Source organism: Streptomyces sp. NBC_01320, from assembly GCF_035974375.1.
Lineage (GTDB): Bacteria > Actinomycetota > Actinomycetes > Streptomycetales > Streptomycetaceae > Streptomyces > Streptomyces yanii.
Genome location: NZ_CP108390.1, coordinates 7,620,343 through 7,644,900, shown reverse-complemented (window position 1 = coordinate 7,644,900; position 24,558 = coordinate 7,620,343). Strand labels below are relative to the sequence as shown.

Here is a 24,558-nt window from a genome sequence, read left to right as displayed (position 1 = left end):
TGCGTTGTGGTGGTGGCCGCCGGTGGGTCAGACGGTGCGGAACGCCAGCACGACGTTGTGGCCGCCGAAGCCGAAGGAGTTGTTGAGCGCCGCGATCCGACCGTCGGGCAGGGGGCGGGGCTCGCCGCGGACGATGTCGGCGTCGATCGCCGGGTCGGGGACGTCGACGTTGATGGTCGGCGGGGCGAGCCGGTGGTGCAGGGCGAGCACAGTGGCGATCGTCTCCACGCCGCCGGCGCCGCCGACCAGATGGCCGGTCATGGACTTGGTGGCCGATATCGCGAAGTGGTCGGTGTGGTCGCCGAAGACCTGGCGCAGCGCCCTGATCTCGGCGACGTCGCCGAGCGGGGTGGAGGTGGCGTGCGCGTTGATGTGCGCGATCTCGCCGGGTTCGAGGCCGGTGGAGTCCGTCAGGGACCGCAGTGCGGCGGATATGCCGCGGCCCGTCGGCTCCGGCTGGGTGATGTGGTGGCTGTCGGAGGAAATGCCCTCGCCGAGGGCCTCGGCGTAGACCCTGGCACCGCGCCGGGCGGCGTGCTCGGCGGACTCCAGGACGACGAGGCCCGCGCCCTCGCCCAGGACGAAGCCGTCGCGCCCGGTGTCGAAGGGCCGTGAGGCGCCGGTCGGGTCGTCATTGTTCTTGGACATCGCCATCATGTTGCCGAAGGCGGCGAAGTTCAGTGGGTGCACCGCCGCCTCGGTGCCGCCGGCGATGACGACATCGGCACGGCCGCTGCGGATCATGGTGATGGCGTAGCCGATGGCCTCGGCGCCGGAGGCGCAGGTGCTCACGAAGGTGTGGGCCCCGGCGCGGGCACCGACTTCGAGGCTGATGTGGGCCGACGAAGTGTTGGGCATCATCATCGGGATCGTGTGCGGGGAGACCTTGCGGGCTCCCCGCGTCTTGAGGATCTCGTACTGATGGAGCATGGACGTCACCCCGCCGACCGCGGTGGCGACCACGACGCCGAGACGGTCGGGGTCGACCGGCTCGTCCTCGCCCGCCCGGCCCTTGAATCCGGCGTCCTCCCACGCCTCGCGGGCCGCGATGAGGGCGAACTGGGCTGCGCGGTCGAGCCTGCGCGCCTGGGCGGGCGGGAAGATCTCCGTGGGCTCGACCGCGATCTCGGCGGCGATGCGCACCGGGAGTTCCTCGGCCCATTCGTGCGGGAGCCGGCGGACGCCGGAGCGCCCGGCGAGCAGGGCGTCCCAGGTCGAGGTGGTGTCGCCACCGAGCGGCGTGGTCGCGCCCATGCCGGTGACCACTACAGTGCGGTTGTTCTTTTCCACAGAAATCTTTTCTCCACGTCTGGAATTGCGCGGCCTCGAGTGCGCTGCTCGAAGGGCACGGCCTGGGGTGCGAGACTTGTTCCGGTTCTCTCCGGTCCGTACTGGTTCTCCGGAACGACCACATAGTCAGGAATGGCGGATGAGTGCGGTTTCTCTTCCTCCTTCCACGGCTGCTTCGACAGCTGATTCCACGGCTTCGAATGTGTGGAGCGGAATGGGACGTCCTCCCTGGGCATGTGCCAGGCGGTGCGGATTGGAGTTGTCCCGGTCCTGGGCGGTCGCGATTTCCCTGGATATGCGTACGGCCGTCGCCAGTAAGGGGCCGACGCATTGCGGTCCGCCGGCACCGGCGAGATCCGTCACCAGGGACAGGGACGCGACGACGGCCCCGCCGCCGTCCCGCAGCGGGGCGGCGACCGCGAAGGTACGCCGCTCCGTCTGGAAGTCGCCCGCGGCGTAGCCCCAGCGCCTGACCTGGCCGACGATCCTGCGCAGAACCAGGGGACCGGCCAGCCCCTCTTGCCTGTTCCGGGTCAGCGCGCGGGCGAGGATGTCCTCCTGCGCTTCGGAGCTCGCGTAGGCGAGCAGGACGTTTCCCGATGCCGTGGTGTGCAGGGGGAACCGGTCACCGACGACCATCGGAGCGACGTGCACCGGGCCGCCCCAGCCGAGACTCTCCAGCCAGATTCCCTCGGCGCCGTCACGCACCGAGAGGTTCACCATGGCTTTCGTCTTCTCCTGAAGTCGCAGCATGTGCGACATCGCCGCCGTCCGCAGCGCGCGGTGCCTCGGCGCGTGCGCGGCGAGTTCCCACAGCCGGAGTCCGATGGTGTATCTGCTTCCTTCCACCCGTTCCAGGGCCCCCAGGGAAACGAGCTTTGTCACCATGCGGTGGGCCGTCGCCACGGGAAGGTCGGAAAGACGGCTGATATCGCTCACCGACAGCGAGTGGTCCCTGCCCCTGAAGACACCGAGAACACTGAAAGCGCGCTCGACGACCGATCGATTTTCCGTGGTGTTGCGGATTTCCATCCGTAGTGACTCGCTTTCGCCTGGTGCACCTTGATGCGCTGCGATCCCCCGACGCTACGAACAAGACCCTCACAGACGTGGAGCAATGGTGAAGGTCACTTCGGTGACACCGAGGGAGCCAGTGCCCGAACAACCACGTCACCCGTCCGTCCGGCGACGGCACGAGGACCGTCGCCGGACGGGCGGGTGAGCGCCGGCGGCCGACAGGCTCTTACGGACCGGCCGTCACCCTGGTTGCCGCACGGGCCGCGTGACGGGGCGTCGGGCCCCGGCCCCGCGACCGTGCCGGGTTCACTGCTGCGACAGGCCGCGGCGCGGGTGCCGGGGGCGCAGCGAGGGGTCGACCGCGGGGAAGCCCACTCTGAAGAAGACCAGCGGGCGTTCGCCGTCCTCGGCCCCGCACAGGACCGCGAGGTCCCCGACGGTGTGCGGGCAGTCGATGACATGGCTCTGGGGGTGGACGTAGATCCCCTGCCGGAAGAGGTCCAGCCAGAGGCGGGTGACCAGGCGTCCGGCCGCCACCTCCTGGGCCGTGTCCTCGCCCTTGCCCAGGATCACCAGGACGACGCCATCACCGGCGGTCGCGCTGGAGGAGAGCGGGGTGAGGAAGCGCGGCAGCCCCAGCGGGCGCAGTGCCCGGTAGACGACCGGGGAGAAGAGAAGTCCCATGAGGAAGCGCTCCACCCGGTTCAGTACCAGCATGACGTCGTTCAGGCCGTCGCTGCGGTACTTGGGGTGACGGGGGCTCAGCCGCGTCCACGCCATCAGTTCGGCGGCGATCCCGGGGTCGCCGAAGAACCAGTGGTAGGCGCGGACGAGCAGCGGCCTGGCCGCGGCCGCGCTGATCGCGGCCACCCGGAAGCCCGCCGCACGGGCGGTCTCCTGCGCGGCCTCGATCGCCTTCGTGTCGACCTGCTGCGGCTTCCAGGCGCCGCGCCAGACCCGGCGGCCGGCGATGTCGGACGTCCGGAAGCGGGTGTCGTACGGCCGGTCGGCCGGCAGCAGCCGGCCCACGCGCCGGGTCTCGGTGTCGAGATCGAGCTCGAAGTCGACGGCAATGCCCTGCTCGGCCGCGGCTATGAGCAGGCTCTCCACGTACGTGCCCAGCGACAGCCGCAGATCGCGGTGGGCCGGGTCGCTCGGTCCCAGTGCGTCCTCGGCGCGCCAGCCCACCTCGACGCGGTCGGTGCCGGGACGGAGCTCCCAGGGCTGGGTGTTGTGCGCGTTCGCCGCCCGGGCCGCCTCGGCGGCGACCTCTCTCAGCCGGTCCAGGGACGTGGTCGTGTTCTCGGGGCTCGTCATGCTCTGACTCCGTCCTTGTGACGCCGGTCCTCGGCCGCACCGGTGGCCGGGACAGTGATGGCGGCGGCCGTTTCCTCGGCCGACTCGCGGACACCGAAGCGGGCGTGGACGCCCCGCAGCCAGGAGGGGGCCCACCAGGTGATGCGGCCGGTGGCCCGCAACGACGCCGGGACGAGCGCGCCGCGCACCAGGACGGCGTCGATGAGGATCGCCAGGCCGGTGGCGGCGCCGTACAGCTTGATCAGGGAGACACCGGAGGTGAGCATCGCGAAGAAGGAGACCGCGAGGATGGCCGCGGCCGCGGTGATCACCGGCCCGCTCGCCCCGAGGCCGTCGCGGACGGCGGTGGCCAGGTCGCCGGAGCGCTCGTAGTGCTCCTTGATCCGGGAGATCAGGAAGACCTCGTAGTCCATCGACAGTCCGAACGCGATGCAGAAGACCAGGACCGGCATGGAGACGGCGAGCGGCGAAGGGGTGAAGCCGAGGGCGTCGGAGAGATTGCCGTCCTGGAAGATCCAGACCGTCACGCCGAGGATCGAAACCAGGCTGAGGAGGTTGAGCAGCAGCGCCCTGATCGGCTGCACCACGCTGCCGGTGAGCAGGAAGAGGAACAGGAGGCTGAAGACCACGATCAGGACGAGGGCGATCGGCAGTTTGTCGGCGATGGACTGGTTGATGTCGGTGACCTGGGCCGCCTGGCCGCCGACGAGCACGCGGTTACCGGCCGGAGGGGCGATGTCCCTTACGTCGCGGGCGAGTTGGGAGCCCTCGGAGGAGTACGGGGCCACGTCCGTCTGGACCTGGAGCCAGGTCGCGGTGCCGTTGTCGAAGCGGGCCACCTGGGCCGCCGGCAGGGGGCTGACCTTGGCGCCCTTCTCGAAGACGCCCGCGGCGCTGACGACCTTGGTCGCCTCGTCCGCACGGGACAGGGCGGTGGCGTACGTCGCGAGGTCGGCGTCGGAGCCCTTCCAGTTCTGGGCGACGACGTTGAGCGCGTGCTCGTCACCGGTGCCGAAGTCCTTGCGAAGCGCCTCGGCCACGACCCGGCTCTCGCTGTCCTTCGGCAACACCCGCTCGTCGGGGACGCCGAACTGGGAGTGGCCGAAGGGCAGGGCGATGGCGATGAGCAGGATCACGACGGGCGTGGCGAGCAGCAGCGGCTTGCGGAACGCAAGGCCGGCGATGCGGCCCCAGGTGGTGTTCGTGGCGGGCTTCGGGGCGGTCCGCCGGGCCCAGCCCAGGGCGTCGATCTTGTCGCCGAGCAGGATGAGGGCCGGGGGCAGGAGCAGGAGGGCGCCGCCGACGGACAGCAGGACCACCGAGATGCCGGCGAAGGCGAAGGAGCGCAGGAAGTACTGGTCGAAGACCAGCAGGGTGGCGAGGGCGGCGCCGACGACGCCACCGCTGACGAACACGGTGCGGCCCGCGGTCGCGCGGGTGACGCGCAGCGCGTCAATATTGCTGCGGCCGGCGGCGCGCTCCTCGCGGTAGCGGGTGACGATCAGCAGGCTGTAGTCGACCGCCAGACCGAGACCGAGCGCGGTGATGAGGTTGACCCCGAAGACCGAGACGTCGGTGAACCGGGAGAGGACGTTGAGGATGCCCAACGAGCCGACCACGGTGAGCACCGCGAGCAGCAGCGGGAGCAGCGCCGCGATCACGCCGCGGAACACGAGGATGAGCAGCAGCAGCGTCAGCGGGATCGCGATGGTCTCCGCGGCGACGATGTCCTTCTCGATCTGCGCGTTCATGTCGTTGTTGACTGCGTTGATGCCGCCGAAGGACACCGCCACGGCGCCGTCCGGGTCGGACAGCTCCTCGTGGAGCTTCTTGGTGGTCTTGAGGCTCTCGTTCTCGTCACCGTTGATCCGGACCAGGACCAGCCCCGCGTCGTCGGAGCGCAGCGCCGGGTCGGGGGTGTCGAAGTAGGAGGCGACGACCCGGGCGCCGGAGTCGTCGCCGATCGTCCTGACGACCCTGTCGGCGGCGGCGTGCGCCTCGGAGCTGTCGACCCCACCCTTGGTGTCCTCGATCCGGACCAACAGGTTGGGCTGGCTCTCCGGGAAGGAGTGCTCCAGCGCCGAGGCGGCGGCCACGGAGTCGGAGTCGGGATTGTCGAACCCGCCGGACTTGAGGTTCTCGAGCACCCCGGCGCCGGCCGCGCCGGTGATGATCAGGAACAGCAGTCCGGCGAGCAGTGTGAACCACGGGCCGCGTCGGCTCTGCCGACCGCTTTGGGGTGGCACCGAAGTGGTCGCCATGGGAGGTCCTTTCGTCTTTCTCTGATGGTTCGCCCGATGCCTGTCCGGGCCCCGCCGAGTGCTGTCAGGGCCTCATCGGTGCTGGAGGTGCGGAGGTACTGGGCGTTGCGTCGAGGAGCGCGGCTCGTCCCCTGCGGGACACGCCTGTTGATGGGCCGACCCCGAGTCAGAGTGATGCTCCCATTCGAGAGCACTGTTCTGAATATGAAGCAGCGTTACGGTTTAGTGAACACTGATTCAAGGACAGTGCTCCGATTGTGGAGCAGTGGTCCAATCAGTGACCATCGGGCAAACTTGAGGCCATGAGCGTGATCCGAGGAGCCAGGGAAAGGGCCCGTGCCGAGGTCGGGGCGGCCATCAAGGAGGAGGCCGGGCGCCAGCTCGCGGCCGAGGGGGCAGCGCAGCTGTCGCTGCGGGCGGTCGCCCGTGAGCTGGGACTGGCGCCGTCGGCGGTCTACCGCTACTTCCCGAATCGCGACGATCTCCTCACGGCCCTCATCGTCGGCGCGTACGACGCCCTCGGCGCCGCAGCCGAGACCGCGCTCGCGGACGCCGGGACGGCGGATCCGCTGCGAAGCTGGATGGCGGTCTGCCGGGCGATCCGGGACTGGGCGCTCGCCCGTCCGCACGAGTACGCCCTGATCTACGGCTCGCCCGTCCCCGGGTACGACGCCCCGCCGGACACCGTCGGCCCCGCCTCGCGCGTCCCCCTCGCCCTGGTCGGTGTCGTGGAAGCGGCCGCCGCGGCGGGTGCGCTCGCCTCGTTCCCCGGGAGCGGGCAGCAGGCCGAGGGGGTCAGCGCCGACGCCCGACGGCTCTTCCAGGACCCCGGCCGCGCGATCCCGCTGACGGCCGCGGTCCGGCTGGTCGCCGTCTGGGCGCAGCTCTTCGGGCTGATCAGCTTCGAGGTGTTCGGGCGGTTCGACCGGATCATCGACGCCCGTGACGACGTGTTCGACCGGGCGGTGCTCGACCTGGCACACCAGGCCGGCCTGCGCCCCACCGGCACCGGATCGGCCGCCGAATCCGCCGCCGGCCAGTAGCCGTACAGGCCCGGCGCAGCCCCGGCCCCGGCCGCCCCGTCCCGCCCCGGCCGCCGGGGCGGCAATACCGTACGGACACCCCCGGGACACACGCGGCGACAGGCCGATGTTTTCCCTTTACACCGCGTTCATTCCACTGAGTGAAAAGGCATATCGCCGACCCTCCCCGCTTGTCGAAAACTGAAGGCGCGGCGCGAAGTTGACGCTTGGCTGGATCTTGACGTTCCGTCAATACGGGCTTCTTGGCTGCCCGTTACCCGAACGTTTCCGTACGACCTTCCATGCGACTGCTCCTGACGCCGCGTCATGCAATCCATCGATATCGGATCGGGGTATCAGCCGTGACTGGTATAGCCATCGTCGGCATGTCGTGCCGCTTTCCCGGCGCCGGGGACCTCAATGAGTTCTGGCAGATGACCGTCAACGCCGAGCCGCAGTTCGCAGGGGTGCCCGAATCGCGCTGGGATCACTCCAAATACCACAGACCGGGCGATTTCCGGGAACCGCACAGCACCTACACCGACAAGGTGGCCTTCCTCCCCGCCGTCGATCAGTTCGCCCCCTCCCACTACGGCGTGCCGCCGCGCCGGGCGAAGACCATGGACCCCCAGCAGCGCCTCTTCGTCGACCTCGCCCGGGAGGCCCTGCAGGACGCCGGCTGGGAACGAGGCTCCTTCGACCGCGCGACGACCGGCGTGTTCGCCGGGGTGTCCTCGACCGACTACCGCGAAGCGGCCTTCGCGCGGACCAGCGCCCGGCTCCTCGCGGACGGTTCGTACCACGGTGGCGAGGACGACCCCGAGCTCCTGGCCGGCCTGGAGGAGGCCGCCGGGTCGGCGGTCATGCCCGTGGGGCCGTTCTCCATCGCCGGCGTCATCGGCAACATGGTGCCGGCCGCCGTGAGTGAGGTGTTCGACCTCGGCGGCCCCTCGTACGCCGTCGACGCGGCCTGCTCGTCGGCGCTGGTGGCGCTGGACACGGCGGTACGGAGCCTGCGGTCGGGCGGGTGCTCGGTCGCCCTCGTCGGCGGTGTCTTCGTCAACCTCACGCCCAACGCGCTGATCGGCTTCTCCCGCGCCGGCGCGCTCTCCCGGGACGGCGTGTGCCGGCCGTTCGACGAGCGGGCGGACGGCTTCGTGCTCGGCGAGGGCGGCGGCATGCTGGTGCTCCGTCCGCTGGCGGACGCCCTCGCGGCCGGCGACCGGGTCTACGCCGTCGTGAGCGGCGTCGGCACCGCCAACGACGGGCGCGGCGGCGGCCCGATGACGCCGCAGGCCCACGGGCAGCTCGCCGCGCTGCGCGCCGCCTACAAGGACGCCGGGGTGGCGCCTGGGGCGATCGACCTGCTGGAGGCCCACGGCACCGGCACCCCGGTCGGCGACCGCACCGAGATGGAGGCGATGCGCCTGCTGCGCGACGAGGCGGGCCGGACCTGGCCCTGCTACGTCTCCTCGTCCAAGGCCCTCATCGGCCACACCCTCTCCGCGGCCGGCGCGGCGGGTCTCGTACGGGCCGCCCTGGCCCTGCACCACGGCGTCATACCGCCGCAGCCCGCCGAACACCGCATCAGCCCCGAGCTGCGGCTCGACGAGTCGGGGCTGCGCCTGGCCACCACGCCGCAGGAGTGGCCGCAGGGCGAGGTGCGCCGGGCCGGGGTGAGCTCGTTCGGCTTCGGCGGCACGAATGTCCACGCCGTCCTCGAAGGCGCGCCGCTCCCCGAGCCCGCACCGAGGCAGCCCGCACGGGAGGACGAACCGTGGCTGTTCCTCCTGTCCGCCGGCTCGGTGCCGCAACTGACCCGGCACGCCCGGAAGATCCGGGACGCCGTCGCCGCGTCCACCGCGGAACCCGCTGCGGTGGCCCGCACCCTGGCCACCCGCGAACTGCTAGCCGCCCGCCTCTCCTTCGTCGCCGCCACGCGCCAGGAGCTCCTCGACCGGCTCGACCTGGCCGCCCGGCGGCTGACGGAGGGCGCCACCGGCGAGCTGGCCCCCGGCATCCATGCCGCGGCCAAGCCGCTGCCCGAGGCGGAGCGAAAGGTCGCCTTCGCCTTCCCCGGGCAGGGGGCGCAGCGGCCGGGGATGCTCGCGGACCTGGTCCGGCGCTTCCCGGCGCTGGCCCGGCGCGCCGAGGAACTGACCGCCCTGATCGCCGAGGAGTCGGCGGAGCTCCCCGCGCACCTGCCCGGCCTGCTGTGGGCAGAGCACGCGTCCGACGACGACGGGGCGATGGCGGCCCTCACGGTCACGGACCTGTGCCAGCCTGCGCTCGGCATCAGCGGGGTCGCCACCGCCGAGCTGCTGGCCGCCTGCGGTGTCGTCCCCTCCCTCGCCGTCGGGCACAGCGTCGGCGAGTTCCCGGCGGCGGCCGCGGCCGGCGCGATCGGGGCGGACGAGACGGTCCGGTTCATGGCCCGGCGGGGCGCGGCCCTCGCCGCCGCCGTACCGGCCGGAACCGGTGTGATGCTCGCCGTCCAGACGACGCACGAGAAGGCGGAGAAGCTCGCCGCCGACGTGGACGGGGTGTGGCCCGCCTGCTACAACCACGAGCACCAGGTGGTGTTCAGCGGCGGCGAGGCGGCCGTGGAGCGGCTGCGCGAGCACTGCGCGGAGCGCGGCGTGGCGGCGGTGCGACTGCAGGTGTCGCACGCCTTCCACTCGCCGCTGGTGGCCGCGGCCGACAAGGCGGTGACCCACCACATCGCGGCCCTCCCGCTCGTGGCGCCCGCCCGTGCCTTCGTCTCCAGCGTCAGCGGCCGGGGATGCGACGACCCGCAGGAGATCCGGGATCTGTGGGGCCGGCACAACAGCGTCCCGGTGCGCTTCAGCGACGCCGTCACCTCGGTGACGGACGCCGGTGCCCGCTTCCTGGTGCAGATCTACGGCGGCGACTCGCTGCTGCGGATGGCCCGGCGCACCCCGGCTGCCGAGGCGCTGGACTTCGTACCGCTCACCACGAGCCGGCCGGACGGCGCGCGGGCATTCCTGACGGGGCTGGGTCGGCTCGCCGTGGCCGGTATGCCGGTGGATCCCGCCCCGCTCTTCCCGGCGGACGCCCCGCCGTTGCTGTCGCTTCCCGCGTCGCCCCTGGAGACGTCGTCGTTCACGGTCCTCAAGCGATCGGGCCGGAAGCGGACCGCCGATGCCCGACGTGCCGGTGCCCCCGCGCCTGCCGCCTCCGCGGCCTCCGTGGCGGAGGTCCCGGCCGCCGCCCCGGTCGTCGTCCGGTCCGCGTCCACAACGACCGTGCCGAACCGCTCCACGGTCACCCACACGTCCGCCGCCACCTCCGCCTCCACCTCCTCGAACGGTGAATCGAGCATGAGCAGCCTTATCTCGTTCCTCCACGCCCAGGTGAATCTGCTGCAGTCGTTCGGCGCCGCGGTCGACGGCCCGGTACCGAACGGTGCGTCGGCTACCGTGGCCGCCGGTACGTACCCGGTCCCGGTGCCGTCGGCCGCCGTCCCCACGGCCGACGCGCCGGCCGGCCCGGTGGCCGTCGTGGACGCCCCGGCGGCCCCCGCCGTCGCGACCGCAGAGGCCGCGGACGTGGTGACGTCCCGCGTGGTCTCCGCGATAGCCAGGATCAGTGCGTACTCCGAGGACTTCCTGCAGCCGGGGCATGTGTTCGCCACCGACCTCGGCTTCGACTCGATCATGCTCGCCGAGCTCGCCGCGGGCCTACGCAGACAGTGGCCGGACATCGCGGTGCGGACCTCGGACGTGGTGAAGATCAGCACCGTCGGCGAGCTGATCACAACGGTTCAGGAGCTCCTCGGCACCGCTCCGGCCGTCCCCGCACCGGCGCCCATCGAGGCCTCCGCCGTACCCTCCGTGCCCGAGCCGCGTGCTGAAGCCGTCCCCGCGTCGGACCTCACCGCGACCGGTGATGTCAGGGCCCTGCCCGAAGTCGTCGCCACGCTCGAACGCTCGCGCATGTACGAGCACTTCGGCGTCCGCAACCCCTACTACCTTCCGCACGAGGGCACGATCCGGGACGTCACCCGGGTCGAGGGCACCGAACTGATCTCGTTCTCCAGCTACAACTACCTGGGCCTGTCCGGCCATCCGACTGTCGTCAAAGCCGTGACCAAGGCGGTCAAGCAGTACGGCAGCTCGGTCTCGGCCGCCCGCATCCTGTCCGGCAACCGTCCGCTGCACGAGGAGCTCGACCGGGGCCTCGCCCGCCTCGTCGGCGCCCAGGACGCCGTCACGCTGGTCAGCGGCCACGCCACCAACGTCACCGTCATCGGCCACCTGGTGGGCCCCGAGGACCTGATCCTGCACGACGCGCTCGCCCACGACAGCATCATCCAGGGCTGCCGGCTCTCGGGGGCGAGCCGCCAGCCGTTCCCGCACAACGACATCGCCGCCCTGGACCGGATCCTGCACCAGGTGCGCGACCGCTACCGCCGGGTGCTGATCGTGGTCGAGGGCGTGTACAGCATGGACGGCGACATCGCCGACCTGCCCGCCCTGATCGCCGTCAAGCAGCGGCACGCGGCGCTGCTGATGGTGGACGAGGCCCACAGCATCGGCGTGATGGGCAAGACGGGCGGCGGCATGGGCCAGCACTGGGGCGTCGACGCCGACGACGTCGACGTGTGGATGGGCACCCTGTCCAAGTCATTGGCGAGCTGCGGCGGCTACGTGGCCGGCCGGCACGAGCTGATCGAGCACTTCCGCTACACCCTCCCCGGCTTCATCTACAGCGCGGGCCTCACCCCGCCGAACACCGCCGCCTCTCTGGCCGCACTGCAGGTGATCCAGGAGGAGCCCGAGCGGCTCGACCGGCTCCACCAGCGCTCGGCCCTGTTCCTGCGGCTCTCCGCGGCGGCCGGGATCGACGTCGGCACCAGCGAGGGCACGCCGGTCGTGCCGTGCATCACGGGCGACTCGGAGAAGGCGCTCAAGCTCGCCGACCGGCTCTACCAGCGGGGCATCAGCGCCAACCCGATCCTGCACCCGGCGGTCGAGGAGCGGCTGGCCCGGCTCCGGTTCTTCATCACCTCCGAGCACACCGAGGAGCAGATCGAGTACACGGTGAAGGTCATGGCCGAGGAGCTGGCGAAGCTGGCCTGATCCCGTCGGCGTACGGAGCGAGCGGACCGAGGCACCCGGGTGCCTCGGTCCGCTCGCTCCCCCGGGGTCAGGCGGCCGTGTCGGGCCCGGCGTCCTCGCCCTGCATGTCGCGGAGTTCCTCGTTGGAGACCGCGCCGCCGAAACGCCGGTCACGCTGGGCGTACTCCAGGCAGGCCCGCCACAGGTCACGGCGGTCGAAGTCCGGCCACAACACGTCCTGGAAGACCATCTCGGCGTACGCGCTCTGCCAGATCAGGTAGTTGGAGGTGCGCTGCTCGCCGCTGGGGCGGACGAAGAGGTCCACGTCCGGCATGTCCGGGTAGTAGATGTACTTCGCGAAGGTCTTCTCGTTGACCTTCGCGGGGTCCAGCTTTCCGGCGGCGACGTCCTCCGCGATGCGCTGCGCGGCGTCGGCGATCTCGGCCCGGCCGCCGTAATTGACGCAGAAGTACAGCGTCATCCTGTCGTTGTCCTTGGTCTGCTCCTGGGCGACCTGGAGCTCCTGGACGACGGACTTCCACAGCTTCGGCATCCGGCCCACCCAGCGGATGCGGATGCCCAGTTCGTCCATCTCGTCGCGGCGGCGGCGGATGACGTCCCGGTTGAAGTTCATCAGGAACTTCACTTCCTCCGGGGAGCGCTTCCAGTTCTCGGTGGAGAACGCGTACAGCGAGAGGTTCTTGACCCCCATCTCGATGCAGCCCTTGAGGACGTCCATGACGACGCCCTCGCCGACCTTGTGGCCCTCGGTGCGCGGCAGACCCCGCTCCTTGGCCCAGCGGCCGTTCCCGTCCATGACGACGGCGATGTGCTTGGGCACCAGCTCGCCGGGGATCTTCGGGGGCGTGGCGCCCGAGGGGTGCGGCTCGGGGGTCTTGTATGTGCGCCGGTTACGGCCACCGAGGATCCCGCGTACTGCCATGAGCTGTCTCGTCTCCCTGTGCCTGCTGTGTCTGTGTTACTTCTCTACGTATCGCAGCGAGCGCAGTCCGCGCTCCAGATGCCAGTGCAGATAGGCGGACACCAGCCCGCTCCCCTCCCTGACATGCCGTGCCTCGCACGCGTCCGCCGTCTCCCAGTCACCGGTGAGCAGCGCGCTCAGCAGGGCGACGGCCTCAGCTGAGGGTACGACGCTGCCGGGCACCCGGCAGTCACCGCATATGACGCCGCCCGCCGCGACGGAGAAGAACCGGTTCGGACCGGGCATTCCGCACCTCGCGCAGTCCTCGAAGCTGGGTGCGTAGCCGTTGACCGCGAGGGAACGCAGCAGGAAGGCGTCGAGGATCAGGTTCGGGGCGTGCTCCCCGCGGGCGAGGGTGCGGAGCCCTCCGACGAGCAGCAGGTACTGCTGGACCGCGGGCTCGCCCTCGTGATCGGTGAAGCGCTCTGCGGTCTCCAGCATCGCGGTGCCCGCGGTGTACCGGGCGTAGTCGGTGACGATGCCGCCCCCGTACGGCGCGATGGTCTCGCTCTGGGTGCAGAGAGGCAGTCCGCGGCCGATCAGCTCGCTGCCGCGGGCGAAGAACTGCACGTCCACATGGGAGAACGGTTCGAGGCGGGCGCCGAACTTGGACTTCGTACGCCGCACCCCGCGCGCGACGGCCCGCACCCGGCCGTGGCCGCGGGTCAGGATCGTGATGATCCGGTCGGCCTCGCCCAGTTTCTGCGTGCGCAGCACCACGCCGTCGTCCCGGAACAAGCTCATGCACCCATTGTCCTGTACCCGGCCACCGGAGCGGGCCCGCCCCCGAAGACCGTCCGCGACGGGCGCCCCGGTTCAGCTTCCGTCGGCCGCGCCACCGGCCGGTACCGCGAGCCCCGACTCGTACGCCACGATGACCAGCTGCGCCCGGTCCCGGGCGCCCAGTTTGCCCATGATCCGACTGACATGGGTCTTGGCGGTGAGCGGGCTGAGCCCCAGGGTCTCGGCGATTTCGGTGTTGTTGAGTCCGCGCGCGACCAGGCCGAGCACCTGCCGTTCCCGGTCCGAGAGGCAGTCCGGACCGCCCGGGGCGCCCCGGAGCGGCAGCTCGGGCCCGCGCAGCACACGGGAGATCAGCCGGGCGGTCGGGCCGGGCGAGAGCAGGGCATCGCCCGCGGACACCGTTCTGATCGCGGCGAGGAGTTCGGCGGGCCGGGTGTCCTTGACCAGGAAGCCCGAGGCGCCCGCGCGCAGCGCCTCGACGACATGCTCGTCGGTGTCGTACGTGGTCAGGACCAGTACCTTCACCCCGGCGAGCTCCCCGTCGGCGGCGATCAGCCGGGTCGCCTCGATGCCGTCGAGCTCCGGCATGCGGATGTCCATGACGACGATGTCGGGTCGGTGCGTGCGGGCCAGGCCGACCGCTTCGAGGCCGGTGCCCGCCTGTGCCACGACCTCCATGTCGGACGCCGACTCGACGAGCATCGCGAACGCCGCCCGGACAAGGGTCTGGTCGTCGGCGAGCAGTACGCGGATCATGGCGCGGTCTCCCCCTCGTGGCAGGGCAGCACCGCCGCGACCTCGAAGCCCCCGGCCGGGCCCGGCCCGGCCGTCAGCGTGCCGCCGGTGCTGCGTGCGCGTTCGCGCATCCCGACTATGCCGAACCCGGGTGCCGAGCCGTTCGCCCGGGGTCCTGCGCCGTCGTCGGAGACCTTGACGCTCAGTGCGCCGCGGCCGTCGGGTTCGACGGCCACCGTGATCCGTACCTCGGGTCCGGCATGGCGCAGGGCGTTGGTCAGCGACTCCTGCACGATCCGGTACGCGGCCGCGCCGGTCGCCGGGGCCACCCTGCTGCCCGGTGTGCGGACGGCCAGGTCGACCCGGGCCCCGGCGGCCTCCGCGGCCCGTACGAGACCGGGCAGCGCCGCCAGGTCCGGCAGCGGTCCGTCCGACTCGTGTCCGTCGCCGCGCAGCACCTGCAGGGTGGTGCGCAGTTCGGCGCGTGCCTCCCGGCAGGTGTCGGCGATGTCCTCCAGCGACCGGGCGACCGCCTGCCGGTCGAGCCGGTCCGGGTCGACGGTCAGGATGTGCGAGGCCACCGAGGTCTGGACGCCGATCAGCGTGATGCTGTGGGCCAGCAGGTCGTGCAGGTCGCGGGCGATCCGCAGCCGCTCCTCGGCGACCCTGCGCCGGGCCTCCTCCTCGCGGGTCCGTTCGGCGCGTTCGGCGCGCTCCAGCACGGAGGCGACGTACTGGCGGTAGATGCGCACATCGACACCGCAGAACAGCACGGCGATGATCCACCCGGAGATCCGCAGCAGCTGCAGGCCTTCATGGGTGTTGATGGTGAGCACCACCGTCACCATGACGGAGAGCACACCGATCCCGGTCAGCAGCGTGCGCAGCGGCCGTCCGGTCACCGCCACCGTGTAGAGGGCGATCCAGGTCTGCGGCATCGGTGCCGAGTGCGCGTTGTCGAGCGCGTGGTACGGCATCAGGATCGGGATCATGGCGACCAGGGCGAGCAGTGGGCTGCGCCGCCGCCACACGATCGGTACGGCGCTCGCGATCAGCAGCACCCAGCCGAGCCCGTCCGGCGTCCGCGCCTGGTCGGTGGTGAGGGCGAGGACGGCGGAGAGCGCACCGGCGCCCCCCGCGACGAGGGCGTCGGTGCGCGTCCTGTGCGGTGCATGCAGGGGGTCGCGGTTGACGACCGCCAGGATGCGTTCGCGTCGGCGCGTGGATCGGGACACGCCGCCATCCTCCGGTACGCGCAGGGGCACCGTCACCGGTTCCGTACGAGTTCGGGCTCGCGCGGCCCGGGGGCGGCGGGCGCTCGGCTGAGCTTCCCCGGCCACCAGATGGTGCGCTGGAGTGCCACGCTCGCCGAGGTCACGAGGTAGGTGCGGACGAGGAAGGTGTCGAGGAGGACACCGACCGCGATGACGAAGCCCATCTCGACCAGGCTGACCATCGGCATGTTCGTCAGGACGGCGAAGGTGGCCGCGAGCACCAGTCCGGCCGAGGCGATCACGCCGCCGGTGGTGCGCAGGGCGGTGAGTGCGGCGGCGGTCGGTTCGGCGCCGGAGAGTGCCTCCTCGCGGACCCGGTGCATCAGGAAGATGCCGTAGTCGACGCCGAGCGCCACCAGGAAGACGAAGGAGAGCAGCGGCAGTCCGGGATCGGCGCCCTTCAGTCCGAGGACCGGTTCGAATACCAGCCCGCCGATGCCGAGGGCGGCGCCCCAGACGGCGACGACTGCGGCGACGAGCAACAGCGGGGCGACGAGGCTGCGCAGCAGCGCGATCAGGATCAGCAGGACGGAGAGGAGGACGAGCGGGACGACGATCTTCAGGTCACGGGCGTCGGCCGTCTCCAGGTCCATCTGCTGGGCGCTGGGACCACCGACATGGCTGCCGTCCAGTCCGTCGCGCAGGGCCTTGATGGTGGCCTGTTCGCCCGCGGACTCGGGGGCGTCCGTCGCGGCGACGGAGAGTTCGGTCCAGCCGCCGCCGCTGCGGCCTCGTTCGACGGCGGCGACACCGTCGGTGGCGCCGGCCTTCGCCATGGTCTCGGCCACCCGGTCGGTGGGGGCGATCACGGTGATCGGTTGGGTGGACCGCTCGGGGTAGGCGGCGGCGAGTGTCTCCATCGCGGAGATCGAGTCCGGTTTGCTGGTGAAGGAGTCCTCCTGCTTCAGGGCTCCGGGCATGTTGAACGCGCCGAGCGCCAGCGCCCCCAGCAGCACACCGCCGCAGGCGAGTACGGCGACGGGCCGGCGTCCGGCCGAGCTGCCCATCACGGTGAACAGTGAACGCCGTTGCCCGGGCGTGCTGCCGTACGCGGGGACGAGTGGCCAGAACACCCGGCGGCCGAGCAGGACAAGGAGCGCGGGCAGCAGCGTCAGCATGGCGAGCAGCGCACAGAGTACGCCGACGGCGGCGATGGGGCCCATGCCGCGGCTGCTGGTGAGGTCGGCGGCGAGCAGGCACAGGAGGCCCGCGGCGACGGTGCCGGAGGAGGCGAGGACAGCCGGTCCGCAGCCGCGCAGGGCGGCGGCCATGGCGTCGTACGGCCGTGCGGCGCGGCTCAGTTCCTCGCGGTAGCGGGAGACGAGGAGCAGCGCGTAGTCGGTGCCCGCGCCGAAGACGAGGATGGTCATCACGGCGGAGCTCTGGCCGGTGACGGTGACGTCGAAGCCCCGGTTGAGCCCGTAGACGACGGCCATGGACAGCGCGTCGGCGGCGCCCGCGACGACGAGCGGCACCAGCCACAGCAACGGGCTGCGGTAGATGACGATCAGCAGGATCGCCACGACGGCGACGGTCGTGTAGAGCAGCGGTCCGCCCAGCGACGTGTAGACCTCCTGGGAGTCGACGATCAGCGCCCCGGGGCCGCCCACCTCGACGCTCAGCCCGCCGCCGCCCTTCGCGACGTCGCGCACCTCGTCGACGAACGCCTTCCTGGCCTCGTCGTCCTGGCCGGGCTCCGTCGAGGAGACCGGGTACATCAGCGTCGTACTGTCCTTGGCGGGGACGCCCCTGGGGGTTCCGGTCAGGGTGTGGCCGCCCGCGAGCGCGGCGGCCTGCCGGTCCGCCGTGGCCCGGTCGGCGGCGGTCAGACCGCCGTCGCGGTGGTAGACGAGGACGAGATCGGTGGACTCCCCGCCGGGCAGCGCGTCCTGGATCTTCGCCACCTGCGTGGAGTCCGCGCTCGCCGGCAGGTAGTCGACGGCCCGGTTGGTCTGTACGTCGGCGAGCTTGCCCGCCAGGGGGCCGGCGAGCGCGATCACGGCGACCCAGAGCGCGAGGACCGCCCAGGGCAGCATGCGTCTGCGGCTGCCCGCCCGGGGCGGTGTGCCGCTGTCTTCTGTTACGGCCCTCATCACGGGCCCCCCTTCGGCCGGTTGTCCGGTACGTGTCCAGACTCCCGGCCGCCGGGGGCCGATTCGTCGCGCCGAGGGCCGACTTCGCGGCTACTGCCGGGGTGGGCGAAGGGGCGCCCGTACTCCCGCGGGAGTACGGGCGCGGTGCGGAGCGGTGTATGTCACGAGGGGGTGCGCGCCGCCGCGGCAAGGAGCCGGGCCGTGTCGTCTGGGCAGAGCTGCAGCGCGGCGCCGACCGTAGTCAGCACCTCGCGCTCCGCCTGGCTGTACGGGCCGTCGGCGAGCGCGATCCTGGCGCCCTGCAGGAGGATCGACTCGCGTCCGCCGGGCGCGAGGTGCGGGGCGAGGGGTTCCAGCGCCTCGTGGAGCTCGATGGCGAGGGCGGCGCCGCACGCCTCGGCGGCGGCGTCGAACGCGGAGCCGTGTCCGATGTCGGCGGCGAGGACCTCGACGACGGTGGAGAGCTGGTCCTCGGTGCAGTCGTCGAACCCGGCGCCGCGTACGGTGGCCGCCGCCGTCTCCAGCGCGGTGCGGGAGGCGGTGCCACCGGCCGCGAGGATGCCGAGCGCGACGATGTGGACGGCGTCCCGGAGCATCGCGGAGAACCGGGTGGTGGTGGGGTGGTCGAGCGCGTCGGTGCCGAAGTGGGTCCGGCAGGCGGCGCATTCGACGACGGGGCCCACGGTGCCGCGGCGCAGCAGTGGCACGCCGAGCACGGCGAAGCGGCGACGGCCGGTGAGACGGCGGTAGTTGCGGTCACCACCGCAGCCGGGGCAGAAGAACTCGCCGTCACCGACGGCGTCCCAGATGGTGCGGATGCCGCAGATACGCAGCTTTATGGCGCGTTGTCCCAGGGCTGACCGCACGTCGCACACCTCCGTAACGCTCCGGCAACATTGCCGTGTTGACGTGATGTTAACCACAGTCGCGAGGTGACGTCAGCACCTCGCTCGTCACAACCGTCGGGAGATGGCCGAACCCCGCCTCCCTGGAGCGGGTGGGCGGGGTCCGTCGGCCGTGCGGTTCTACGCCCTTTCGGGCGCGGGGTCAGCGGGTCGCGCGGTTGACCGCGGAGACGACCGCCTTCAGCGAGGCCCGCGTGGTGTTGGCGTCGATGCCGATGCCCCACAGGACCTTTCCGTCGATCGCGCACTCGATGTACGAGGCGGCCTGGGCGCTCGCGCCCTCGCTCATCGTGTGCTCGGTGTAGTCCAGCAGACGGGCGTCGATGCCGATGGCCTGCAGCGCTTCGAAGAACGCGGAGATCGGACCGTTGCCGGTACCGGTCAGCACGGTGTCCGCGCCGTCCACGGTCGCGTCGACGGTGATCGTGTCCCGGCCGTCGGAACCGGTCGTGGTCTGACCGGAGCGGATCTGGACGCGCCCCCAGGCGTTCTCGGGGTTGGGCAGGTACTCGTCCTGGAACGTGGACCAGATCTGTGTCGGCGTGACCTCGCCGCCCTCGGCATCGGTCTTGGCCTGAATGATCCGGGAGAACTCGATCTGCATCCGGCGCGGCAGGTCCAGCTTGTGGTCGTTCTTCAGGACGTAGGCGATTCCGCCCTTGCCCGACTGCGAGTTGACCCGGATGACCGCCTCGTACGAGCGGCCGACGTCCTTCGGGTCGATCGGCAGGTACGGCACCGCCCACTCGATGTCGTCGACGGTCTTGCCCTGGGCGGCCGCGTCGGCCTCCATGGCGTCGAAGCCCTTCTTGATGGCGTCCTGGTGGGAGCCGGAGAAGGCGGTGTAGACCAGGTCGCCCGCGTAGGGGTGGCGCGGGTGGACCTCCATCTGGTTGCAGTACTCGCTGGTACGACGGATCTCGTCGATCTGCGAGAAGTCGATCTGCGGGTCGACACCCTGCGAGAACAGGTTCATGCCCAGCGTCACCAGGTCGACGTTTCCGGTGCGCTCGCCCTGGCCGAACAGGCAGCCTTCGATCCGGTCCGCACCGGCCATGATCGCCAGCTCGGCGGCGGCGACGGCGGTGCCGCGGTCGTTGTGCGGGTGGACCGACAGGCAGACGTGCTCGCGGCGCGACAGGTTGCGCGACATCCACTCGAAACGGTCCGCGTGCGTGGACGGCGTCGAACGCTCCACGGTGGCGGGCAGATTGAGGATGATCTCGCGGCCCTCCTCGGGCTGCCAGACGTCACAGACGGCCTCGCAGACCTCCAGGGCGAAGTCCAGCTCGGTGTCGGTGAAGATCTCCGGGCTGTACTGGTAGCCGAAGATCGTCTCGTCGCCGAGGATCTTCTCCGCGTACTCCATGACCAGTCGGGTGCCGTCCACCGCGATCTGCTTGACCTGCTCCTTCGAACCGCGGAAGACCACACGGCGGAAGGTGGGAGCAGTGGCGTTGTACAGGTGCACCGTGGCGCGCCGCGCACCGACCAGTGATTCAACAGTTCGCTCGATCAGCTCCTCGCGGGCCTGGGTCAGGACGGAGATCGTCACGTCCTCGGGGATCGCACCCTCTTCGATGATGGAGCGCACGAACGCGAAGTCGGTCTCGCCGGAGGACGGGAAGCCGACCTCGATCTCCTTGTACCCCATGCGTACGAGCAGGTCGAACATCTCGCGCTTGCGGGCCGGCGACATCGGGTCGATCAGTGCCTGGTTGCCGTCACGCAGATCGGTGGACAGCCAGCGGGGCGCCACGGTGATCCGGTTGTCCGGCCAGGTGCGGTCGGGGATCTCGACGGCCTCGTACCGGCCGTACTTGTGGACCGGCATCCCGGACGGCTTCTGCAGCTGAGTGGCGTTGGTGATCGGTGTGGGCCGGCCGACGGCGTTCTCGACGGGGTTCTGAGCGGGATTCGCGGCGGTCATGACGTACGGCTCCTCGGGGGTCCAGCGGTGGGACGGCCGACTGTGTCGCTGCAACACCAGACTCCGCGGGGAGGGGGTCGGCCTACGACTACAGGCCCTCGCCGCGGCAGCTAAGAAGAAGCAGCCCGAAACGCATGATGCGACGAGACTAACCGAGAGGCGCCTGAGACGTCGGTCGTGTATCAGTATGCGGGACCGGACCTCGGTAACGGGCAAACAGTGATCGATCACTCCATTTGTTCAATCCTGATGGCAAACAGTGACACGGCGTTGACACAGTGCCACAGTCGAACTCATGCAGCCTCGACCTCAGCACGGGTTCCAGCCCGTCTTCTGCACGATCGTGCCGCCCCACGTACTCGACAAGCTGTCACAAGCCGACGACCCCGATCTGGCCGGTCCGGCCCGCCGCACCCTGGAGGGCGACGCCGCCCGGCGCACCCGCCGCCAGATGGCCACCCTCGTCACCCCCACACCCGGCCCCGCGACGACGGACCAGCTGTCCGACAAGCCTGAGCGCACGCTCTACGACTGCCGCCACGGCACGCAGCTGCCTGGCTTCAAGGTCCGCGGCGAGGGTGAGGAGCCGACGAGGGACGCGAGCGTCAACCGCGCGTTCGCGGGACTCGGCGCCACCTTCGAACTGCTGCTCACGGCGTACGGCCGCCATTCGATCGACGGCAACGGGCTGCCGCTGATCGGCTCCGTCCACTACGACGAGAAGTACAACAACGCCTTCTTCGACGGCGAGCAGATGGTCTTCGGCGACGGGGACGGGGAGATCTTCCTCGACTTCACCGTCGCCATCGATGTGATCGCCCACGAACTGACGCACGGGCTGACCCAGTACACGGCCAACCTGAGCTATTTCGGCCAGTCCGGCGCGCTCAACGAGTCCATGTCGGACGTCTTCGGTTCCCTGGTGAAGCAGTACTCACTGGGCCAGACCGCCGACCAGGCGGACTGGCTGATCGGCGCAGGTCTGCTGGCCCCACGGGTGCAGGGCGAGGCGCTGCGCTCGATGAAGGCGCCCGGCACGGCGTACGACGACGATGTGCTCGGCAAGGACCCGCAGCCCGCGTCGATGGAGGACTACATCCACACCACCGAGGACAATGGCGGTGTACACCTCAACTCGGGCATCCCGAACCGCGCCTTCTGTCTTTTGGCCACGGCTCTCGGCGGCAACGCGTGGGAGCGGGCGGGACAGCTCTGGTTCGACGTCCTCACGGGCCGCCGCCTGGCCGCGGACGCGGAGTTCACGGACTTCGCCCGCCTGACGGTCGAGGCGGCGAGGGACCGCTTCGGTGAGGGCGACGAGTTGGAAGCGGTACGGAAGGCATGGTCGGAGGTGGGCGTGCCGTACGCGTAGGCCCGGTCACGGTTCCTGTCCTCGATCGCCGGCGCTCGGCCAAAAAACAGGTCTCTCCGGCGGTTGAGGGGCGAGGTCCGGGGCAGAGCCCCGGAAACAACGCGAGAGGAGTCGAACCATGCGGATCCAGGTCACCCGCACCGGCGGCTTCACCGGCATCGCCCGCCACCGCGAGATCGACACCTCGGGCCTCACCGACGCAGCGGAGTGGGAAGCCCTGGCCGAATCCGCACTCGCGGCGGGCCGCGGCACCCCACCGTCCGGGGTGCCGGACGGCTTCCGGTACCGGATCACGGTCGACGACCGCACCACGCACTGCGCGGATCCACACCTGACCGACGCCCAGCGCGCACTGATCTCACGCGTCCTCAAGGAGGGCGCGTGAGGTCGACGCGCGGCTGACCCGGGACCCACCCCCACGGCCACCCTCGCACCCCCCGCCCCCGGGGGGCCTGGGCGGCTTCGGGCGACTGCGCCGACCTCCGGCCGCCGGACTCCGCCGACGCTCAGAACCCCAGCTTGCGCAGTTGCTTCGGGTCGCGCTGCCAGTCCTTGGCGACCTTCACATGCAGGTCCAGGAAGACCGGCGTGCCGAGCAGCGCCTCGATGTGCTTGCGCGACTTCGTGCCGACCTCTTTCAGCCGCTTGCCCTTCGGGCCGATGATGATGCCCTTCTGGCTGGGCCGCTCGATGTACACGTTCGCGTGGATGTCGAGCAGCGGCTTGTCCGCGGGCCGGTCCTCGCGCGGCAGCATCTCCTCAACGACGACCGCGATCGAGTGCGGCAGCTCGTCGCGTACGCCTTCGAGCGCGGCCTCCCGGATCAGTTCCGCGACCATCACCATCTCGGGCTCGTCGGTGAGGTCGCCCTCCGGGTAGAGCGGCGGGCTCTCGGGGAGCAGCGGCGCGATCAGGTCGGCGAGAAGGTCGACCTGGCTGTCCTTCACCGCGGAGACCGGAATGATCTCTGCCCATTCAAGGCCGAGCTCCTCGCCGAGACGGGAGACGGCGATCAGCTGTTCGGCGAGCTGCTTGGAGTCGACCAGGTCGGTCTTGGTGATGATCGCGATCTTCGGGGTCTTCTTGATGCCCGCGAGTTCCTTGGCGATGAACTTGTCGCCGGGGCCGAGCTTCTGGTCGGCGGGCAGGCAGAAACCGATGACGTCGACCTCGGCCCAGGTGGTCCGCACGATGTCGTTCAGCCGCTCGCCGAGCAGCGTGCGCGGCTTGTGGAGGCCGGGGGTGTCGACCAGGATCAGCTGTGCGTCCTCGCGGTGCACGATGCCGCGCACCGTGTGGCGGGTCGTCTGGGGCCGGTTGGAGGTGATCGCCACCTTCTGGCCGACCAGAGCGTTCGTAAGGGTGGACTTGCCCGCGTTGGGGCGGCCCACGAAGCAGGCGAAGCCGGCCCGGTGGGGGGCGTTGTTCTCAGCCTGCTGCGCAGCAGCTTCTGGGTTCGGTCGAGCGCTCATGGCGCCCATTGTCCCCGATCCCGGCGGCCCCGCCGCACAGCGGGCGGCCTGCTGTCGTCTCAGGCCCTACGGATGCGGCTCCGCCGGGCCCGTATCCACATCCCCGTACCGCTGCCGACGATCACCAGCAGGACCGCGGCCATCAGCCAGGGCAGTGCGACGTACCGGGCGACGGCGGACTCATGGGTGTCGCGGGCGCTCGCGGTCAGTTCGATCTCGCCCCATTCCAGCTGCGGCGCGTCGGCCCACTGCTCGGTCAACCGGACCTCCTGGCGGGGCAGCAGCTCGGACGGGATCCTCTTCAGGTCGCGGGCGAGCAGGGTGCGGCCGAAGAGCCCCTGGGCCTTGAGGGCGACCTTGGGGTTGAGGGTGACGTTCCCGCGGTTGTGGAGGGTGTACGAGATGACGGCCCGGCTCCTTCCGGTGCCCGGGACGAGCGGCTGGGTGTGCTTGACGGTGACGTCGTCGACGGACAGCGCGGGCATCGTCGGCCCGTTGACCCGGAGATAGATCCGCGCGCCGACCGCTTTGCGGATGCCGACGGCAACGGCTCCCCGGTCGGCGGGGTCGATGCGTTCGTCGAGAGCGACGAGGGCGCCCGGGTGGTCACCGGGCTCGGCGGTCTCCGGGAGGGTGACGGTGACCGGCACGGTGACGGAGCCGTGCGGTTTCACGGTGACCTTGTCGCGGCCGGTCCTCGCCCAGGCGCCGACGGAACGCTGCTTCTCGTCCGGGGAGCGGACGGCGAACCCGCCGTCGCGTTCGGTGTTGTAGGCGTCGGCGGCATACAGCCGGAAGGTCAGCGGCTCGGCGGTCTTGTTGGTGACGGTGACCTTGTCGGTGAGGGTGGCACCGGGGTCGGCGGAGAGATAGAAGTACGGGCGCTGCCCGTACTTCGTGGTGGCCGGGTAGACGGACCAGCTGCCGTTGTCGGCGGCATGGCCCGCGGGTGCGCCGAACAGCATCAGGACGGCGGCCAGGAGGAGTACGTACAGCTTGCGCACGGTGCGGAACCCCCAGGGTGCTCGGTACGGACGGGGTGGGCCGGCCGGGTTCACCGCCC

17 protein-coding genes are annotated in these 24,558 nt (G+C 70.9%); 4 read left to right on the top strand and 13 right to left on the bottom strand.

Features of this window, described 5'->3' with window-relative positions:
- Positions 1-27 precede the first annotated feature (27 nt).
- The 4 genes from fabF to OG395_RS34650 form a co-directional block, all read right to left on the bottom strand.
- Complete coding sequence (gene fabF / locus OG395_RS34665) at positions 28-1,290, bottom strand: beta-ketoacyl-ACP synthase II (protein ID WP_327246437.1); 1,263 nt, start codon at positions 1,288-1,290, stop codon at positions 28-30.
- Between the two features lie 126 nt (positions 1,291-1,416).
- Positions 1,417-2,322, bottom strand: a complete 906-nt coding sequence (locus tag OG395_RS34660; protein ID WP_327246436.1) for an IclR family transcriptional regulator — start codon at positions 2,320-2,322, stop codon at positions 1,417-1,419.
- A gap of 291 nt (positions 2,323-2,613) precedes the next feature.
- Positions 2,614-3,624: a hypothetical protein gene (locus OG395_RS34655; RefSeq protein WP_327246435.1), complete on the bottom strand. Its 1,011-nt coding sequence runs from the start codon at positions 3,622-3,624 to the stop codon at positions 2,614-2,616.
- Positions 3,621-5,885, bottom strand: a complete 2,265-nt coding sequence (locus OG395_RS34650; protein ID WP_327246434.1) for an MMPL family transporter — start codon at positions 5,883-5,885, stop codon at positions 3,621-3,623. Before OG395_RS34650 ends, OG395_RS34655 begins: the two co-directional genes overlap by 4 nt.
- Positions 5,886-6,187: 302 nt before the next feature.
- Between OG395_RS34650 and OG395_RS34645 the strand changes: the two genes are divergently transcribed.
- Together OG395_RS34645 and OG395_RS34640 are read left to right on the top strand one after the other, a co-directional pair.
- Positions 6,188-6,928 (top strand): TetR/AcrR family transcriptional regulator, encoded by a 741-nt coding sequence (locus OG395_RS34645; RefSeq protein WP_327246433.1) that lies wholly within the window; start codon positions 6,188-6,190, stop codon positions 6,926-6,928.
- A gap of 341 nt (positions 6,929-7,269) precedes the next feature.
- The gene (locus tag OG395_RS34640) at positions 7,270-12,009 is read left to right on the top strand and encodes an aminotransferase class I/II-fold pyridoxal phosphate-dependent enzyme (protein ID WP_327246432.1); all 4,740 of its coding nucleotides are present in this window, start codon (positions 7,270-7,272) and stop codon (positions 12,007-12,009) included.
- A gap of 67 nt (positions 12,010-12,076) precedes the next feature.
- Here OG395_RS34640 and OG395_RS34635 read toward each other — a convergent pair whose 3' ends face one another.
- From OG395_RS34635 to leuA, 7 genes are all read right to left on the bottom strand, one after another.
- On the bottom strand, positions 12,077-12,931 hold the full coding sequence (locus tag OG395_RS34635) for an isoprenyl transferase (protein WP_327246431.1): 855 nt from the start codon (positions 12,929-12,931) through the stop codon (positions 12,077-12,079).
- A gap of 36 nt (positions 12,932-12,967) precedes the next feature.
- A complete protein-coding gene (gene recO / locus OG395_RS34630; RefSeq protein WP_037698093.1) occupies positions 12,968-13,714 on the bottom strand; it encodes a DNA repair protein RecO in 747 nt (248 codons plus the stop codon).
- A gap of 72 nt (positions 13,715-13,786) precedes the next feature.
- Complete coding sequence (locus OG395_RS34625) at positions 13,787-14,470, bottom strand: response regulator transcription factor (protein WP_266985852.1); 684 nt, start codon at positions 14,468-14,470, stop codon at positions 13,787-13,789.
- The gene (locus tag OG395_RS34620) at positions 14,467-15,684 is read right to left on the bottom strand and encodes a sensor histidine kinase (RefSeq protein WP_327246430.1); all 1,218 of its coding nucleotides are present in this window, start codon (positions 15,682-15,684) and stop codon (positions 14,467-14,469) included. The genes OG395_RS34625 and OG395_RS34620 overlap by 4 nt, the downstream gene beginning before the upstream one ends.
- Before the next feature lie 32 nt (positions 15,685-15,716).
- Positions 15,717-17,816 carry an MMPL family transporter gene (locus OG395_RS34615; protein WP_327246429.1) on the bottom strand — a complete coding sequence of 700 codons (2,100 nt, stop codon included), beginning with the start codon at positions 17,814-17,816 and terminating at the stop codon, positions 15,717-15,719.
- Between the two features lie 161 nt (positions 17,817-17,977).
- Positions 17,978-18,682, bottom strand: coding sequence for a TerB family tellurite resistance protein (locus tag OG395_RS34610; protein WP_266985846.1), 705 nt, complete (start codon positions 18,680-18,682; stop codon positions 17,978-17,980).
- Between the two features lie 181 nt (positions 18,683-18,863).
- Positions 18,864-20,651 (bottom strand): 2-isopropylmalate synthase, encoded by a 1,788-nt coding sequence (leuA, locus tag OG395_RS34605; RefSeq protein ID WP_327246428.1) that lies wholly within the window; start codon positions 20,649-20,651, stop codon positions 18,864-18,866.
- 295 nt (positions 20,652-20,946) lie between these two features.
- On the opposite strand from leuA, the gene OG395_RS34600 reads away from it, so the two are divergent.
- Positions 20,947-22,023 (top strand): M4 family metallopeptidase, encoded by a 1,077-nt coding sequence (locus OG395_RS34600; protein WP_327246427.1) that lies wholly within the window; start codon positions 20,947-20,949, stop codon positions 22,021-22,023.
- 118 nt (positions 22,024-22,141) lie between these two features.
- Entirely contained in the window at positions 22,142-22,408 is a 267-nt protein-coding gene (locus OG395_RS34595) for a protealysin inhibitor emfourin (protein ID WP_266985840.1), read from the top strand.
- Between the two features lie 121 nt (positions 22,409-22,529).
- Here the strand turns inward: OG395_RS34595 and era are convergent, their stop codons facing one another.
- Together era and OG395_RS34585 are read right to left on the bottom strand one after the other, a co-directional pair.
- Entirely contained in the window at positions 22,530-23,504 is a 975-nt protein-coding gene (gene era, locus OG395_RS34590; protein WP_327246425.1) for a GTPase Era, read from the bottom strand.
- Between the two features lie 50 nt (positions 23,505-23,554).
- On the bottom strand, positions 23,555-24,499 hold the full coding sequence (locus OG395_RS34585; RefSeq protein ID WP_327246424.1) for a WxL protein peptidoglycan domain-containing protein: 945 nt from the start codon (positions 24,497-24,499) through the stop codon (positions 23,555-23,557).
- Positions 24,500-24,558 lie beyond the last annotated feature (59 nt).

Coding starts and splice junctions, on each gene's coding strand:
- OG395_RS34645 (WP_327246433.1), top strand. CDS start 6,188: ATGAGCGTGATCCGAGGAGCCAGGGAAAGGGCCCGTGCCGAGGTCGGG.
- OG395_RS34625 (WP_266985852.1), bottom strand. CDS start 14,470: ATGATCCGCGTACTGCTCGCCGACGACCAGACCCTTGTCCGGGCGGCG.
- OG395_RS34650 (WP_327246434.1), bottom strand. CDS start 5,885: ATGGCGACCACTTCGGTGCCACCCCAAAGCGGTCGGCAGAGCCGACGC.
- OG395_RS34655 (WP_327246435.1), bottom strand. CDS start 3,624: ATGACGAGCCCCGAGAACACGACCACGTCCCTGGACCGGCTGAGAGAG.
- OG395_RS34595 (WP_266985840.1), top strand. CDS start 22,142: ATGCGGATCCAGGTCACCCGCACCGGCGGCTTCACCGGCATCGCCCGC.
- leuA (WP_327246428.1), bottom strand. CDS start 20,651: ATGACCGCCGCGAATCCCGCTCAGAACCCCGTCGAGAACGCCGTCGGC.
- OG395_RS34615 (WP_327246429.1), bottom strand. CDS start 17,816: ATGAGGGCCGTAACAGAAGACAGCGGCACACCGCCCCGGGCGGGCAGC.
- OG395_RS34635 (WP_327246431.1), bottom strand. CDS start 12,931: ATGGCAGTACGCGGGATCCTCGGTGGCCGTAACCGGCGCACATACAAG.
- OG395_RS34660 (WP_327246436.1), bottom strand. CDS start 2,322: ATGGAAATCCGCAACACCACGGAAAATCGATCGGTCGTCGAGCGCGCT.
- recO (WP_037698093.1), bottom strand. CDS start 13,714: ATGAGCTTGTTCCGGGACGACGGCGTGGTGCTGCGCACGCAGAAACTG.
- era (WP_327246425.1), bottom strand. CDS start 23,504: ATGGGCGCCATGAGCGCTCGACCGAACCCAGAAGCTGCTGCGCAGCAG.
- OG395_RS34600 (WP_327246427.1), top strand. CDS start 20,947: ATGCAGCCTCGACCTCAGCACGGGTTCCAGCCCGTCTTCTGCACGATC.